Source organism: Pseudoalteromonas sp. DY56-GL79 (assembly GCF_041414765.1).
Classification (GTDB): Bacteria; Pseudomonadota; Gammaproteobacteria; order Enterobacterales; family Alteromonadaceae; genus Pseudoalteromonas; species Pseudoalteromonas piscicida.
Genome location: NZ_JANHZS010000028.1, coordinates 43,591 through 57,375 on the forward strand (window position 1 = coordinate 43,591; position 13,785 = coordinate 57,375).

The 13,785-nt window shown below is 43.4% G+C and carries 18 protein-coding genes; 10 read left to right on the top strand and 8 right to left on the bottom strand.

All coding sequences use genetic code 11. The features are described 5' to 3' along the window. The first annotated feature begins 2 nt into the window (after nt 1-2). Complete coding sequence (locus NO992_RS18970) at nt 3-488, top strand: peptidylprolyl isomerase (protein ID WP_010371256.1); 486 nt, start codon at nt 3-5, stop codon at nt 486-488. A gap of 31 nt (nt 489-519) precedes the next feature. Here NO992_RS18970 and NO992_RS18975 read toward each other — a convergent pair whose 3' ends face one another. The 3 genes from NO992_RS18975 to NO992_RS18985 are packed head-to-tail and all read right to left on the bottom strand — an operon-like array spanning nt 520 to nt 2,143. Further along, on the bottom strand, nt 520-969 hold the full coding sequence (locus NO992_RS18975; protein ID WP_371379859.1) for a hypothetical protein: 450 nt from the start codon (nt 967-969) through the stop codon (nt 520-522). An 11-nt stretch (nt 970-980) separates the two neighbouring features. Next, nucleotides 981-1,808 (bottom strand): YdiY family protein, encoded by an 828-nt coding sequence (locus NO992_RS18980; RefSeq protein ID WP_010371252.1) that lies wholly within the window; start codon nt 1,806-1,808, stop codon nt 981-983. A 17-nt stretch (nt 1,809-1,825) separates the two neighbouring features. After that, a complete protein-coding gene (locus NO992_RS18985) occupies nt 1,826-2,143 on the bottom strand; it encodes a DUF440 family protein (protein WP_010371248.1) in 318 nt (105 codons plus the stop codon). A 192-nt stretch (nt 2,144-2,335) separates the two neighbouring features. Here NO992_RS18985 and NO992_RS18990 point away from each other — a divergent pair, with 192 nt between their 5' ends. From NO992_RS18990 to NO992_RS19005, 4 genes are all read left to right on the top strand, one after another. Next, nucleotides 2,336-3,133 carry a crotonase/enoyl-CoA hydratase family protein gene (locus NO992_RS18990; RefSeq protein WP_371379861.1) on the top strand — a complete coding sequence of 266 codons (798 nt, stop codon included), beginning with the start codon at nt 2,336-2,338 and terminating at the stop codon, nt 3,131-3,133. A 111-nt stretch (nt 3,134-3,244) separates the two neighbouring features. Then, nucleotides 3,245-3,613 carry a CidA/LrgA family protein gene (locus NO992_RS18995; protein ID WP_010371242.1) on the top strand — a complete coding sequence of 123 codons (369 nt, stop codon included), beginning with the start codon at nt 3,245-3,247 and terminating at the stop codon, nt 3,611-3,613. A 1-nt stretch (nt 3,614) separates the two neighbouring features. After that, a complete protein-coding gene (locus NO992_RS19000; RefSeq protein ID WP_248694142.1) occupies nt 3,615-4,295 on the top strand; it encodes an LrgB family protein in 681 nt (226 codons plus the stop codon). Between the two features lie 17 nt (nt 4,296-4,312). Next, nucleotides 4,313-5,134, top strand: a complete 822-nt coding sequence (locus tag NO992_RS19005) for a mechanosensitive ion channel family protein (RefSeq protein ID WP_130126045.1) — start codon at nt 4,313-4,315, stop codon at nt 5,132-5,134. Nucleotides 5,135-5,176: 42 nt separating this feature from the next. Here the strand turns inward: NO992_RS19005 and NO992_RS19010 are convergent, their stop codons facing one another. Then, entirely contained in the window at nt 5,177-6,073 is an 897-nt protein-coding gene (locus tag NO992_RS19010) for a mechanosensitive ion channel family protein (RefSeq protein WP_010606748.1), read from the bottom strand. A gap of 180 nt (nt 6,074-6,253) precedes the next feature. On the opposite strand from NO992_RS19010, the gene NO992_RS19015 reads away from it, so the two are divergent. Next, entirely contained in the window at nt 6,254-6,778 is a 525-nt protein-coding gene (locus tag NO992_RS19015; RefSeq protein WP_371379864.1) for an amidase family protein, read from the top strand. Beyond that, on the top strand, nt 6,772-7,776 hold the full coding sequence (locus tag NO992_RS19020; protein ID WP_371379866.1) for an amidase family protein: 1,005 nt from the start codon (nt 6,772-6,774) through the stop codon (nt 7,774-7,776). The genes NO992_RS19015 and NO992_RS19020 overlap by 7 nt, the downstream gene beginning before the upstream one ends. A gap of 91 nt (nt 7,777-7,867) precedes the next feature. Here the strand turns inward: NO992_RS19020 and cysS are convergent, their stop codons facing one another. After that, a complete protein-coding gene (gene cysS / locus NO992_RS19025) occupies nt 7,868-9,247 on the bottom strand; it encodes a cysteine--tRNA ligase (protein WP_371379868.1) in 1,380 nt (459 codons plus the stop codon). A gap of 199 nt (nt 9,248-9,446) precedes the next feature. Here cysS and NO992_RS19030 point away from each other — a divergent pair, with 199 nt between their 5' ends. Beyond that, nucleotides 9,447-9,941: a peptidylprolyl isomerase gene (locus tag NO992_RS19030; RefSeq protein ID WP_371379870.1), complete on the top strand. Its 495-nt coding sequence runs from the start codon at nt 9,447-9,449 to the stop codon at nt 9,939-9,941. A 58-nt stretch (nt 9,942-9,999) separates the two neighbouring features. Further along, nucleotides 10,000-10,725, top strand: a complete 726-nt coding sequence (locus NO992_RS19035) for a UDP-2,3-diacylglucosamine diphosphatase (protein WP_371379872.1) — start codon at nt 10,000-10,002, stop codon at nt 10,723-10,725. Between the two features lie 9 nt (nt 10,726-10,734). Here NO992_RS19035 and NO992_RS19040 read toward each other — a convergent pair whose 3' ends face one another. Further along, nucleotides 10,735-11,517, bottom strand: a complete 783-nt coding sequence (locus tag NO992_RS19040) for a tRNA-(ms[2]io[6]A)-hydroxylase (protein WP_371379874.1) — start codon at nt 11,515-11,517, stop codon at nt 10,735-10,737. Between the two features lie 209 nt (nt 11,518-11,726). Between NO992_RS19040 and NO992_RS19045 the strand changes: the two genes are divergently transcribed. Then, nucleotides 11,727-12,326 (top strand): Yip1 family protein, encoded by a 600-nt coding sequence (locus NO992_RS19045; RefSeq protein WP_010606742.1) that lies wholly within the window; start codon nt 11,727-11,729, stop codon nt 12,324-12,326. Nucleotides 12,327-12,583: 257 nt separating this feature from the next. Here NO992_RS19045 and NO992_RS19050 read toward each other — a convergent pair whose 3' ends face one another. Together NO992_RS19050 and phhA are read right to left on the bottom strand one after the other, a co-directional pair. Beyond that, a complete protein-coding gene (locus tag NO992_RS19050) occupies nt 12,584-12,925 on the bottom strand; it encodes a 4a-hydroxytetrahydrobiopterin dehydratase (RefSeq protein ID WP_371379876.1) in 342 nt (113 codons plus the stop codon). 10 nt (nt 12,926-12,935) lie between these two features. Further along, nucleotides 12,936-13,733 (bottom strand): phenylalanine 4-monooxygenase, encoded by a 798-nt coding sequence (phhA, locus tag NO992_RS19055; protein WP_010371198.1) that lies wholly within the window; start codon nt 13,731-13,733, stop codon nt 12,936-12,938. Nucleotides 13,734-13,785: the final 52 nt, after the last annotated feature.

Consider the following 13,785-nt stretch of genomic DNA (forward strand, 5'->3'; position numbering starts at 1 on the left):
ATATGATTATTGGCCCTAACTCGGTAGTGACAATCCACTACTCAGTTCAAGACAAAGACAACAACACGATTGATAGCACATTTGATGATGAGCCTGTGATAGCGATGCTTGGCTCAGGCTATCTGATCCCAGGTCTTGATGATGCCCTACAAGGCAAACAAGCTGGTGACACTTTCAGTGTGACCATCGAGCCACAAGAAGGCTATGGTGAACGCTTTGACGAACTGACTCAAGCCGTTCCTAAATCAATGTTTGAAGACATGGAAATCGAAGTGGGTATGCAATTTAGAGCTACCACCGACGAGGGCGACCAAATCGTTGTGATCATTGGTATCGAAGACGAAGAAGTCATTGTTGACGCGAACCACCCGCTTTCTGGGATCACGCTGAACTTTGACGTTGAAGTGCTTGAAGTACGTGAAGCTACAGCTGAAGAAGTTGCCCACGGCCATGTTCATGGCGAAGGCGGTTGTGGTCACGACCACTAAGATTAGTCGAGTTACTAATAGAAAGCGCTGATCATTCAGCGCTTTTTTCTTGTTTAAGTTTACTTTCCATTGCAGTAACCAAGTTGGCTTGGTCATTTGTACCTAAGCGATATTTAGTACCGTCCTTCATCACCACTTCGAGCGCCTTGAATCCAGCAACTGTGTATACCCAACCGTCTGTGCTGATCCGCATGCCAATACCATGACGTAGAGAATTAGTCACAGGCTGAACATAATCGATATCGTCAAACTTTAAGGTCATTTTGGCGACCGACGGTCCAAACCACCAGCTTAACGTCTGTTTTTCTTGGTTCACTTGAATGGTTAAGCCATAAAAAATAAACGCAACAAGCGCGAGGATCACCAAAAAGCTAACAAAGGCAAGATTGCTACCTGTTAGGAAAATTGCCAATATGGTAAAACTGGCGATAAAGGCTAGAAACAGCCATATAACCCATGCAAACTGTGTATTTTTATACATCGATAGTCTTCTTAATCAAAGCTGTAAACTAATGTAGCACCAAGTTCGGTGTCTACCTTTTCTTTTTCATTTTCTGGCTGCGAATTATAACGGTAAATAAACGCAAACTTCAGCGCAATACCACCAATCACTTGTGTGACTAGCGCAGACTCAGCAAACAATCGGGAGTTTAAACCTGACAGCGATTGCTCAAAACTGACGTCTTGATTAAAGCGGGTACGCTTTGAAACGTTTCTTTCCCACTGCAATGCCATACGCAAAAGCTGGCCTTGCTCGGTTCTATCTTCTTCCGGCTCAAGCTCGATTTCGTTGTCCACACGAGAGATAGACATACCGGGACCGATGTCGATATCTACCGTGTTCTTTCGTCCCTCATACACACGATTGCCATAACCTAGCGCAAATGTTGTGGTGTATTCCTTGCCATTAAACCTGTCACGCTCATAGTCGCCGTACATAAAGAACGAGGCGTTATCGTCCCCTAGTTTGTAGTTACCTTGCGCAGAGCCAAAGTAGCGCGACGCAGAGACATCCTCAACATCCGTTTCTGTATTGTGCTCGCGGCGATAAAGGCCATTGAATTTGAATTGATTACGCCACTTGGGGAAATCTTGGTAAAGATTACTTTTTAACTTAAATGACGTGTTTTGCGTATTACCTTTATTAACGATAAAGCCAAATTCAACGTCACCGTACAGCATTTCGCCCTTATGCTTTTGATGAATTTCGTCATCGGGCATTTTGCCATATTCGTGAAAATCTTCGAATGGATCCGTAGCTAAGCTTGGTAGCGAAACCAAGCCAATTGCAAATAAAGCGAAAGTTCTAAAAAACGGCACTGACAACTACTTTCCGGTTATTGCTTCCAAATGATATGACAAAACGGCGCATCTAAATCTCTGCTAATTAGGATCTTTGCGTACACCTGATCTGAGTCATCAAACTCGATACCGACCAAAACCTGAACGAAGTGCTCTGGTTCTGCTTCTTGTTCATAAGCAGTTATGCTCGACCAACTCTCGTCCGGCTCACTTTCTTCAATGAAACCACGATCTTCGCGATGTTCGTTGAACATATTGATATCGTGTTCTTCAAGATTATCAGGGGCCAACTCAAGGAAGATATCATATGCTTGGTGAGTGGCTTCTTCTATGCTACAAAGTCTTGCTGTCATGGACGCTAGCCTGTTGTTTTAAAATTGGCGCAATGATAGCAAAATGAGGTAAAACATAAATACATAGTCGCGATAATCAAACAGAAAATAACGCTAAATGGCGAACAAATTATCAGTAAAAGTTGAATGTTACGTCGCTTTTGAGTTATTACTCTAAAACTATCGCATAAAACCCGCAGGGAGCATCTCATCATGATTTCATTTTCCGAAGCGAACAACATCGCATTTGTGACCTTATCTCGGCCAGAAAAACAAAACGCGCTGTCTGTTGAAATGTTTGTTGGTTTAGATAATGCGATAAAGAAAATTAGAAAAAGCAAATCAATTAGAGCTGTTGTGATCCAAGGAGAAGGCGCACATTTTTGTGCTGGTCTAGATGTAAAAAGCGTACTGAATAAACCTTCTGGGATCATCAAGCTACTTAAAAAATGGTTACCTGGCAATGCTAACTTAGTACAAAGAGTCGTACTCGGCTGGCAAACTTTGCCTGTTCCTGTCATCGCCAAGATCACAGGCAATTGTTTAGGTGGAGGCTGTCATATTGCATTAGGCGCGGATATTCGTTTAGCCGACAGCAGTGCACAGTTTGCCATTATGGAAGCCAAATGGGGACTTTGCCCTGACATGGGTGGCAGCTTACTTTTGCCTGCCACAATGAACAAGGATAAGGCACTGCTGATGACAATCCATGCACAGCGAATAGATGCCCAAAAAGCACTAAAGGACGGTCTCATTACCGAGCTCTGTGATGATGTTGATGCAAGACTCTCAGAGTTACTCACTCAATTTACCGCACGCTCGCCCGATGCCATTGCAGCAATTAAGAAAGTGTATAATCGTGCCTACAACCAGCCCGCCCGTAAACTGTTATGGATAGAAACGTGGTCACAAATCAAATTGCTCGCCGCTAAAAATACCAAAATTGCGATGAAGAATGCCTCTGTAGCTGATGAGAATAAAAAGCCATTTTTGCCTCGCATGAAGTGGTAACGTTAGATTTAATGCTTGTTTGCCCAAAGTATAATGGCCATCGCAATACGAGAGCGTACAATGAGCCATCATACATGTTAGCGCCATTGCAGTGCTGAGGATTTACATTTAATGGTACACAGAGCGAAGTTGATATTACGATTTGCACTAGGCTTTGCCATCATTTTGGCGTGTCTCTTCAGCGCTAAATGGATAATTCAGCTTAGTGCTTTACAGATCCCAGCCGCCTTACTTGGCATGGTGTTTCTTGTCATACTCCTTGCCACAAAAATCATTAAAGTAGAATGGTTAGCCCCCGCAGCTGAGCCCATCTTAAAATATATGGCGCTGTTTTTTATTCCCGCCGGAGTGGGCTTGGTAGAGCATCTCAGTTTGTTTCAATCCCACTGGCTTATGCTGCTGTTATTGCTAGTTGGTGTTCCAACAATAAGTCTTGTATTGTTAAGCCCTATCGTTAAGAGCATAAAGTTTCGTGATTAATATGATTATGGCGTCAGCGCTCACTGTGCTGTTATTTTTTAGTGCACGCAAACTATATCAGCGTATCTCCTTACCGGTATTAAACCCTGTGCTGATCTGCATTTTGGCCATTTCGGCATTTCTACTATTCACGAAGTTCGACTACAAGATATATCAACAAGCAACGCTACCAATTCATTACTTGTTAGAACCAGCGGTCGTTGCACTCGCTTACCCTTTGTATAAACAATTTCACCAAATTAAACCGGTATTTTTTGCATTGTGCTTAACCAGTTGGTTGGGTGTTTCACTGTCTACGTTAAGCGCTTTTCTTATCTGTCAATTTTTTGCAGCCGATCCGCAGCTCTCAGCTTCAATGGCAGCTCTGTCGGTTACAACACCAATCACCCTACTCATTAGTGATTATCTCGGGGGGATCCCCGCTATTGCAGCGATTATGGTGATACTAATTGGTGTATTTGGTGGCGTGTTTGGACTACATATTTTGCACTGGTGTAAAGTTGACCATATGCAAGCGAAAGGCACTGCGCTTGGTGTTGCTTGCCATGCAATAGGCACAGCCGCAGCGATAGAGCATCATCCCATGGCTGGCGCTTTTGCTTCGGCGGCGATGACAATTACCGCCATGATAACTGCACTTTGGGTGCCTTTGTTTTATCATTGGTTGGCTACTCTAATTTAATAACTCGGGATACGACTGTGATCAATCAAGAAATCGAGCAAATAGAACACTATTACAACATTATTCGAGAGTATCTGGTGACGTACAGTTTCCAATTGCTCGCTGCGATATTCATCTTCCTTCTCGGTTTGTGGTTATCAAGAAAGCTGTCTAAAGCGACTGAAAACTTGATGCTAAAACACAATATCGATCCTGCTTTAACCAACTTTATTGGCAATGTGATAAAAGTCCTTATCATCGCCATGTTTGTGATTATTTCTCTTGGCAAGGTTGGCATAAGTATCACACCGTTTGTCGCCGCCATCGGGGCTGCGTCTCTAGGTGCAGGTCTTGCGCTGCAAGGTATGCTAGCAAACTACGGCGCTGGGCTTGCCATCATTGCTACCCGCCCATTTGTGATTGGCGATACCATCAGCATCAAAGGCGTTAACGGCCAAGTTAAAATGATTGAGCTTGGACATACCACGCTCATCAACGAAGACAAAGTAGAGATCACAATCCCAAATAAACATGTGGTGGGAGAAATTCTCCATAACTCGTTTGCAAACTCTTTGGTTAAAGGTGAAATAGGGATAGCCTATGATGCTGATTATCAAGGCGCATTAACACTTATCAATCAGGTACTCGCTGATAATGCTAAGGTCAGTCAAGACCCTAAGCCTCAGGTGGGGATTGAGGAATTTGCCGACAGTGCAGTGATATTGAGCTACCGCTACTGGGTGCCTACGACTTCACTTATCGAAACTAAATTAGAAGTGAATAGAGCGGTGTTTGCCGCGATTAAAAATGCGGAAATCGAAATTCCATTCCCGCAACGAGTGGTTAAAATCATTCAGTGAGTAAACTCAATAACGGCTAGCACCCTAGCCGTTATTCTACCCTCAGTTTTCATCAGGCTTTTCCATAGAAAAGCCACTGCGTAAATGAAGATCGCGCTGTGGAAACGGGATCTCGATTTGATATTTTCGAAAGGCATCATCGATAGCCCAGAGGTAATCAGAAACCAGCGCTGTTGGTCGCTTTACCTGCTCAGGTTGCACCCAAACTCCTAGCGTGAAATTCAAGCTACTATCACCAAACCCTGTCATCCATACCGTTGCTTCTCGCCCCGGCGTATTCAAGGTATATTGGACATTTTTGGCCGCTTCCAATGCGGCACGCTTCACCTTCTCTTTGTCGCTGCCGTAGGCCACCGAAAAAGGAATACGGAAACGACGATATTTATCCGACATTGTCCAATTGGTAATTGTATTTGACACCATTTCCGAGTTAGGAATAAGCAGGTCGACGTTGTCATTTGTACGGATCCAAGTTGAGCGCATGTGAATGGCTATCACTTCCCCAACCACCCCGTTGGTCAGCTCAACAAAGTCCCCAACTTTGACGGTTTTCTCTAGCAGTAACACTAGACCTGAGACAAAGTTATTCACCAGACCTTGTAGCCCCAAGCCAATCCCAACGCCGAGTGCACTGGCAACAAGCGCCAACTCAGTGATCTCTATTCCTAAGGCCGTCAGCGCAATAATAAGACCAATAAATAATACGATGTAGTGAATGATCCTGCCAATCACGTACGCTGAAGTATGCTGGATCACTCCTTGTCTTGACGCGAGACGATTAAATGCTAGTCGTAGGATCTTGGAGATCACCAAAGTTGCAACGATCACCGCGATAAATGAGAGTGCCTCTCCCACCTCTAATGAAAATTTACCTAATGAAAATAGCTTTTGATCAAGCCACGGAATATCTACTTCTATATCTATTGGTGCTTTTATCATGGTTATATTTTTTGTTATCTCGTGAAGTTAAGTGTGTGTGGCGAGCAGCAAAAATACAAGTTTTAAAAACGCCTAAATCATGCTTTGTTCAGGCTACTCGCTTGACCTTTTACAGGGCTCGTGACTAAATAAAGGACAAATAAATAACAATAATACTACTGCGGATTGGTAAAATACGTCATGAAAAAGTCCCTACTCGCTTTAACCACTTGTCTTGCGCTTGCATTGCCAGCTTATAGTCAATCGCTTGCGGACCTTACCACGCTCGAAGCACAAACCAAAATACAAAATCGAACTTTATCTGCAACGCAACTCACTGAGTTTTATTTAAAAAGGATTGCACAACTTGACGACAGTGGCCCTATGCTCAATGCCGTGATCACACTCAATCCCAACGCTTTACAAGACGCTAAAAAGCTTGATGCCGAAATACTCGCGGGAAAATACCGAGGGCCACTTCATGGCCTGCCAGTTATTGTTAAAGATAATATCGACACCAGAGCGCCAATGGCAACAACCGCAGGCGCGCTCGCCCTGCAACACAACGTCAAAACCCAAGCAGCACCACTTATCATCCAGTTAGAGCAAGCCGGCGCTATCATCCTTGGCAAAGCCAATTTAAGTGAATGGGCAAACTTTAAATCAAGTTTCAGCTCGAGCGGCTACAGCACGCTTGGGGCCAAACCAAGAACCCGTATGTGTTAGATAGAACACCATGTGGCTCAAGTTCAGGCTCTGCCGTTGCCGTCTCCGCAGGCCTTGCACTGCTCGCCATTGGTACGGAAACTGACGGCTCTATTGTTTGTCCTTCAGCACATAATGGCGTTGTAGGTATTAAACCGACTGTCGGTTTAGTTTCTGGTGAAGGCATTGTTCCTATCAGTCATAGTCAAGATAGCGCTGGCCCTATGGCAAAATCGGTGATGGGCGCCGCCTTATTACTCAATGCTATTGTTACCAATGCAAAACAGCCGATTGACTTTACCCAAGGCTTAAATACCGCCAGTTTCAAAGGCAAACGAATTGCTATCACCAGTCATCTAGGTCAATTTCCACCTGCAGTTCAAGCGGTATTTGCAAAAGCAGTTGCGACCATGAAAGCAAATGGCGCAGAAATAATTGAAGGGTTAGACTTACCTGAGCTGGAAGCTTTAGGCTCCGCCGAATTGGATATTTTGCTCTATGACTTTAAGCATGATCTCAATGCTTACCTTGCCAAGACACCAGAGCAAGTAAAAGTAAAAAACCTAAACCAGCTCATCCAATTCAACCAGCAACATCCCTCCACCATTAAGTACTTTGATCAATATTTGATAGAGGAAGCAGCAAAGAAAGGCGATATCACAGAACACCGATATCAAGAAGCCCAAGCTTTGGTTAAAGAATTTGCCCGTCGACAAGGCATTGATAAAATAATGCAAGAACATCGCCTTGACGCATTTATCGCGCCAACGAATACCCCAGCTTGGAGTATCGATATCATTAACGGTGATAATTTCTCCGCTTCCTCGTCATCTCCTGCCGCGATTGCAGGATATCCAAGCATTACAGTACCGATGGGTTTTCATCACGAGCTACCGCTGGGTATTTCTTTCTTCGCTGAGGCTTATAGCGAAGCGAAATTAATCAAGCTTGCCTATGCTTTCGAACAGTTGACTAATGCACGCAAAGCGCCTGAGTTTAAGGCAACATTAACGCCATAAAAATAATAGTAACGTTATTAAATAAAAATGCCTTCACATCGCTTGATATGAAGGCATTTTTTATTTGCGTATTTTGTTGGTACCAAGAAGGTTAAGCTTTACGCCAAGTTGTTTTGCCCGCGCTATCTTCTAACACAACGCCTAAGGCAGTTAGCGCATCACGCGCTTCATCCGCTGCAGCCCAATCTTTATTTTCGCGAGCGCTGCGACGCTTTTCAATCAATGCTTCGATTTGCGCCACTTCGTCGTCGTCTTGTTCGCCCTGTAAGAAAGATTCAGGGTCTTGCTGCGCAATACCTAAGACTTCCGCGAGTTTCACAAGAATAAACGCGTGCTCACCAGCAGCTTTTGCGTCACTATCTTTTAAGCGATTCACTTCTTTTGATAATTCAAAAATCACTGGCAGTGCTTCTGGCGTGTTGAAGTCGTCGTTCATTGCTGTCTCAAAACGTTCAGCGTAAGCATTACCTTTAAGCTCGACTTCCACCAGCTCAACGCCACGTAGCGCAGTGTAAATACGCTCAAGCGACGAACGTGCTTGTTCAAGGTTTTCTTGTGAATAGTTTAGCTGGCTTCGATAATGACCATTGATCAAGAAATAGCGTACTGTTTCTCTATCAAAAGCTTTTAGCACTTCACGTACGGTAAAGAAATTGCCAAGAGACTTAGACATTTTCTCTTTGTTAACTTGTACCATGCCGGTGTGGATCCAGGTGTTCACATAACGGCCGTTATTTGCGCAGCAAGATTGGGCAATCTCGTTTTCATGGTGCGGGAATTGCAGATCTGAACCCCCACCGTGAATATCAAAAAATTCACCCAAATGCTTTGAACTCATTGCGCTACACTCAATGTGCCAACCTGGTCGACCTTCGCCCCACGGAGATTGCCACGCAGGCTCACCCGATTTGGCTTTTTTCCACAATACAAAGTCAAGTGGATCATCTTTGTCTTGCGCTACTTCAACGCGTGCACCCGCTTGTAGCATTTCTAAATCTTGCTGAGATAACTGACCATATTGCTCAAACGTTGAAACATCAAACAATACATCCCCGTCCTTCGCAACGTAAGCATGGCCTTTTTCAATCAAGCGCGCGATCATCTCGATGATCTCGTCCATATGCCCAGTTACCGTCGGCTCAATATCCGCAGGCAGCATGTTCAACGCAGTAAAATCTTCATGCATGGCTTTGGTCATGCGAACGGTTAGATCATTAATCGACTCTTTGTTTTCCGCGGCGCGTTTAATGATCTTGTCATCCACGTCAGTAATATTACGAACATACGTGACGTCATAACCTAAATAACGTAAATAACGGTTCATTACGTCAAATGAAACGTAAGTGCGTGCGTGTCCTACATGACAGAAATCATAGATAGTGATACCACACACGTACATATCAACCTTGCCTTCTTTGAGCGGTTTAAAAGGGGCTTTTTGGCGAGTGAGTGTGTTGAAAATCTGCAACATGTAGTTTTCTTCCTAAGTACGGTTCATTTTTTAACAAAAGTGCTTTTAATCATACCACCTGCATAGCAGCGCCTCTAGATTTTAATAACGAATTACGGCAGTTTTTTGATTTTTTACGCTGATTTTTAAGGAATGCTTTTTCACAAAAGCCCAGTTGATATAAAATAGGGTTTTATCATTCAACACGATGGACACTAACATGGTTGTTTTAGAAACAAATCACGGCGAAATCCGTATTAATCTTTTCGCTGACAAAGCGCCTGAAACGGTAGCTAACTTCCTAAACTACGTAAACAGCGAGTTTTATAACGGTACTATTTTCCACCGTGTAATCGACGGCTTTATGGTTCAAGGTGGCGGATTCGCATCGGGTATGGAACAAAAACCAGTTGAAGCACCGATCAAAAACGAAGCAAACAACGGTGTTGCAAACAAAGTGGGTACTCTAGCAATGGCACGTACGCCAGATCCACACTCTGCAACTGCACAATTTTTTATCAATGTTAACGACAATGACTTCCTTAACTTCTCAAGCGAAACATCGCAAGCTTGGGGTTACTGTGTATTCGGTGAAGTTGTTGAAGGCATGGACGTAGTAAATAAGATTAAAGGTGTTGCTACTGGTTCTTCTGGTTTCCACCAAGACGTACCGCTTGAAGATGTGATCATCGAAAAAGCATACGTTGCTGAGTAATATCCTACTTTTTATTCAAGGCCAGTATTTATGCTGGCCTTATTAGTTTTGAGGTCCCATGGGTAAAACCTATTTTATCGCCGACTTGCATTTAACCGAGCACCGCACTGATATCACCGCCGCTTTTTTCGCTTTTCTCGACCATCATATGACCGCCGATGTCGACGCTTTATATATTTTGGGTGATTTTTTTGAAGTGTGGATTGGAGACGATGAAAAAGACCCCTACGCCCTAAGTATTGCACAAAAACTGCGAAGCTTGAGTCACCTTGGCATTCAAGTCTTTTTTATTCACGGTAACCGTGATTTTTTAATCAAACAAGCCTTTGCTGACGAATGCCAAATGACTTTGCTACCTGAACAAGCGGTGATAGATCTATACGGCACACCAACGGTGATTTTGCACGGCGACGAGATGTGTACACAAGACGAAGCCTATCAAAAGTTTCGCAGGAAAAGCCGCGGTTGGTGGTGGCCAAGGCTGATGCTTGCTATGCCACTTTGGTATCGTCGCAGAGTCGCTGCAAATGCAAGACGTAAGAGCATTGAAAACCAAAAAGGCAAGCCCCTCGAGATTCTAGATGTCACCGAAGAAGCAGTGGCAGACATGTTCGCAAAACATGGCGTAGACAATATGATCCACGGCCACACCCACAGACCAAAGGTGCACACATACCAAGGCGGTAAGGTACGCACTGTGCTTGGCGATTGGTATTCACAAAGTTCATATATCGTCGTTGATGACGGTGGCAAACAGCAGCTCCTTTGCCACCCTTTTGAATAAATTTAGTGCTTAAATAGGCGCACCTGAGTGGAACTTGAAATCAAGGTCCGGCGAGCGGATAAGCTCGTTTTCCACTTGCTGAAATAGTTGAATGCGCCCAGCTACATCACAGCGCTTAGGATTGGTTGCGTTGGCAACTTGATGCGCCAAATCAATATAGTCTTGGTAATGTCTGGCTTCAGAGCGCAATAGCGACACATAAAACTTCGCAATTTCTTGATCTAAGTGTGGCGCAAGTTTGGCGAAACGCTCACATGAACGAGCCTCAATGTAAGCACCAATGATCAGTTTATCAACCAGGGCTGCGGGTTCATAAGTGCGAATGTGTTTGATCATTCCAGACGCATAGCGAGATGCTTGTACGTACTCAACAGGAATGTCACGTGCCCTTATGATTTCTAGCACCTGTTCAAAGTGATGTAGCTCTTCTTTGATAAGCCTCACCATCTTACTCAAGATATCTTGATTGTAAGCATATTCAGGTCGTGCAGTTAACTCACCAATCAATTCATTTTTACTGCCTGAAAACTCGCCATCACCAACACTGCGATAAATAAAATCTTCGTAAGGTTGCAACCAACTTAACAATGTTTTTGCAGACGCATCATCTATTGCATATTTACGAATTAAGAAGGCCGCACTTTGCGCCGCTTTTAACTCACAATGCATATGATCGATAAGCAATAATGGTAAGTGCTCGCTTTGCTTTGCTTTTTCAATCCAAGCTTGCGGGGTTTCACAGCCCAAAAACTGGTTAATAGGCGTAAGTAAATCTGTGTACTTTTCTAACATAACAACAAAAGACTAATGTGTTTGCGCCATTTTATCATAACTTCTCGCTGCAAGGTGCACCACAAGGCTATTCCCCAAGAAGTTTTAGATCATTCTGAAAATAGTAATATTGCTATTCAACTACATTTTCTTGACAAAAATTAACTCATCTCTCATAACTTAATTGAATTGTACAAAAATAGTACAAACCTATATTTGAGGGGCTAACTATGATCTTTAATCATCTATGGGGCTTATATGCTCACCCGCACGAAGAGTGGCAAACAATTGATAACCGTCACGAAAGTATGTTTTACAGTTTGTCACATATTGCACTTGTTGCGCTGATCCCAAGCATTATGGGGTATTATTCTTCAGTCTACTTAGGCTGGAGTGTTGGTACAGGGGATGCTGTCTATTTAACTCATGAGTCGGCAATATTAATTGGTGTTGCAATGTACTGCGCATTAATTGCAGGCGTCTTTATTCTGGCATATCTCGCCCACTGGATGGCCATCACTTTTGGCTCAACGCCGACCTATACACAGACTCTAGAGTTATCAGCCTACACAGCAACGCCAATGTTTATGTCGGCATTTGCGGCATTTTATCCTGAACTTTGGTTTGTCGTATCGGTTGGAATGGTTGCACTGGCGTACTCCGTTTATCTGCTTTATACGGGCGTGCCTATTCTTATGCATATTCCTGAAGAGCGTGGGTTTATTTATGCCAGCTCGGTTGTGACTTGTGGCCTAGTATTGTTAGTCATCATTCTTGCTGCAACCGCTATTTTGTGGACTAATGGCATAATTAGCCCTACGTTTACGTAACCTGAGGGCGGGATAAGAAATAGATTAATCTATTTCTGCTAGCGTTAGTTGTATTTGGTTGGAAAACGAAAAGACAAAGCTTTGCTTGGCTTTTATCCTAAATGATGAATAAAAACGGCGCTTGTTCAGCGCCGTTTCTATTTTGTAGGTCGAAACATGGATTTGTCGACATTTACCTTAGCAATATTTGCCGACATTTACCTTCGCACTATTTGCCGACATCTACCTTACCGATATTTGTCGACATAAATGTCGACCTACTGTGCGAATACTTCGTCGGTTTTAGCAGCACAGATAAAATCGTTTTTATGAAGACCTTTAATAGTATGGCTCCACCACGTTACCGTCACTTTACCCCATTCGGTAAGTAAACCTGGGTGATGGCCTTCTTCTTCAGCCATATCACCCACCTTGTTTGTGAACGCAATTGCTTGTTTAAAGTTTTTAAACTTGTAAACACGCTCAAGCTGCATAATACCATCGCGTACTTCAGGTACCCAATCAGGGATCTGTTTGATTAGAACCGCTAGTTCTTCATCTGATACTTTAGGCGCATCCGCACGACACGCTTCACATTTTTGTGCACTTAAATCAGACATTGATAATTCCTTAACTTGCTAGTTTTTCTTTTGGCGGAAACTTAGGTTCAAATAACCCTAGCTCTTTTGCTTGTTCAACCTGCGACATGATATCCATTTTAGAGATCTCAAATAAGTCGTTGATTGAGTTAATTGTATAGTAAACAGGTTGCATAATGTCGATGCGATAAGGTGTACGTAACACATCTAACACTTTAAGCGGATTAATTTCTGGTTTGTCGGAGTAAACATATTGAGTCTCACCTGGGCTTGATAGCACACCGCCACCGTAGATACGTAGACCTTGCTCGGTTTGCATCAAGCCGAATTCGACGGTAAACCAGTATAAGCGTGCAAGGTATACGCGGTCTTTCTTCTCAGCGGCATAGCCTAGCTGACCATACTTGTGTGTAAACTCGGCGAATGCTGGATTCGTTAGCATTGCACAATGGCCAAAAATCTCATGGAAGATATCTGGTTCTTGCAGGTAATCAAACTCTTCTCTTGAGCGAATAAAGGTCGCTACAGGAAACTGTTTGTTGGCAAGTAATCGAAAGAACTCATCGAAATCAATCAATGCCGGCACTGGTGCTACCTGCCAACCCGTTTCTTTCGCTAGTGCTTCGTTTAACTCACTTAGTTGTGGAATGCGGTCTTTTGGTAAGTTAATTTTCTCAAGGCCCGCCAAATATTCATCACAGGCTTTGCCTTCGATACACGCTAGCTGACGTGCAACTAACTCTGACCAAATTTGATTCTCTTCATCTGTCCAAGCAATAACGCCATTTTCATCTGGCTGCTTAGATACATATTTACTTGCTTTAGCCATTTTACATTCTCACTTACTTCACCCCGAGTTTATGATCTTGCAATTTCAATTG

Bases quoted from the DNA above. Each gene is read 5' to 3' on its own strand.
- NO992_RS18990 (WP_371379861.1), top strand. From the start codon at position 2,336: ATGATTTCATTTTCCGAAGCGAACAACATCGCATTTGTGACCTTATCT.
- NO992_RS19045 (WP_010606742.1), top strand. From the start codon at position 11,727: ATGATCTTTAATCATCTATGGGGCTTATATGCTCACCCGCACGAAGAG.
- NO992_RS19035 (WP_371379872.1), top strand. From the start codon at position 10,000: ATGGGTAAAACCTATTTTATCGCCGACTTGCATTTAACCGAGCACCGC.
- NO992_RS18970 (WP_010371256.1), top strand. From the start codon at position 3: ATGATTATTGGCCCTAACTCGGTAGTGACAATCCACTACTCAGTTCAA.
- NO992_RS19010 (WP_010606748.1), bottom strand. From the start codon at position 6,073: ATGATAAAAGCACCAATAGATATAGAAGTAGATATTCCGTGGCTTGAT.
- phhA (WP_010371198.1), bottom strand. From the start codon at position 13,733: ATGGCTAAAGCAAGTAAATATGTATCTAAGCAGCCAGATGAAAATGGC.
- NO992_RS19030 (WP_371379870.1), top strand. From the start codon at position 9,447: ATGGTTGTTTTAGAAACAAATCACGGCGAAATCCGTATTAATCTTTTC.
- NO992_RS19000 (WP_248694142.1), top strand. From the start codon at position 3,615: ATGATTATGGCGTCAGCGCTCACTGTGCTGTTATTTTTTAGTGCACGC.
- NO992_RS18995 (WP_010371242.1), top strand. From the start codon at position 3,245: ATGGTACACAGAGCGAAGTTGATATTACGATTTGCACTAGGCTTTGCC.
- NO992_RS19040 (WP_371379874.1), bottom strand. From the start codon at position 11,517: ATGTTAGAAAAGTACACAGATTTACTTACGCCTATTAACCAGTTTTTG.
- NO992_RS19050 (WP_371379876.1), bottom strand. From the start codon at position 12,925: ATGTCTGATTTAAGTGCACAAAAATGTGAAGCGTGTCGTGCGGATGCG.
- NO992_RS18975 (WP_371379859.1), bottom strand. From the start codon at position 969: ATGTATAAAAATACACAGTTTGCATGGGTTATATGGCTGTTTCTAGCC.
- cysS (WP_371379868.1), bottom strand. From the start codon at position 9,247: ATGTTGCAGATTTTCAACACACTCACTCGCCAAAAAGCCCCTTTTAAA.
- NO992_RS19015 (WP_371379864.1), top strand. From the start codon at position 6,254: ATGAAAAAGTCCCTACTCGCTTTAACCACTTGTCTTGCGCTTGCATTG.
- NO992_RS18985 (WP_010371248.1), bottom strand. From the start codon at position 2,143: ATGACAGCAAGACTTTGTAGCATAGAAGAAGCCACTCACCAAGCATAT.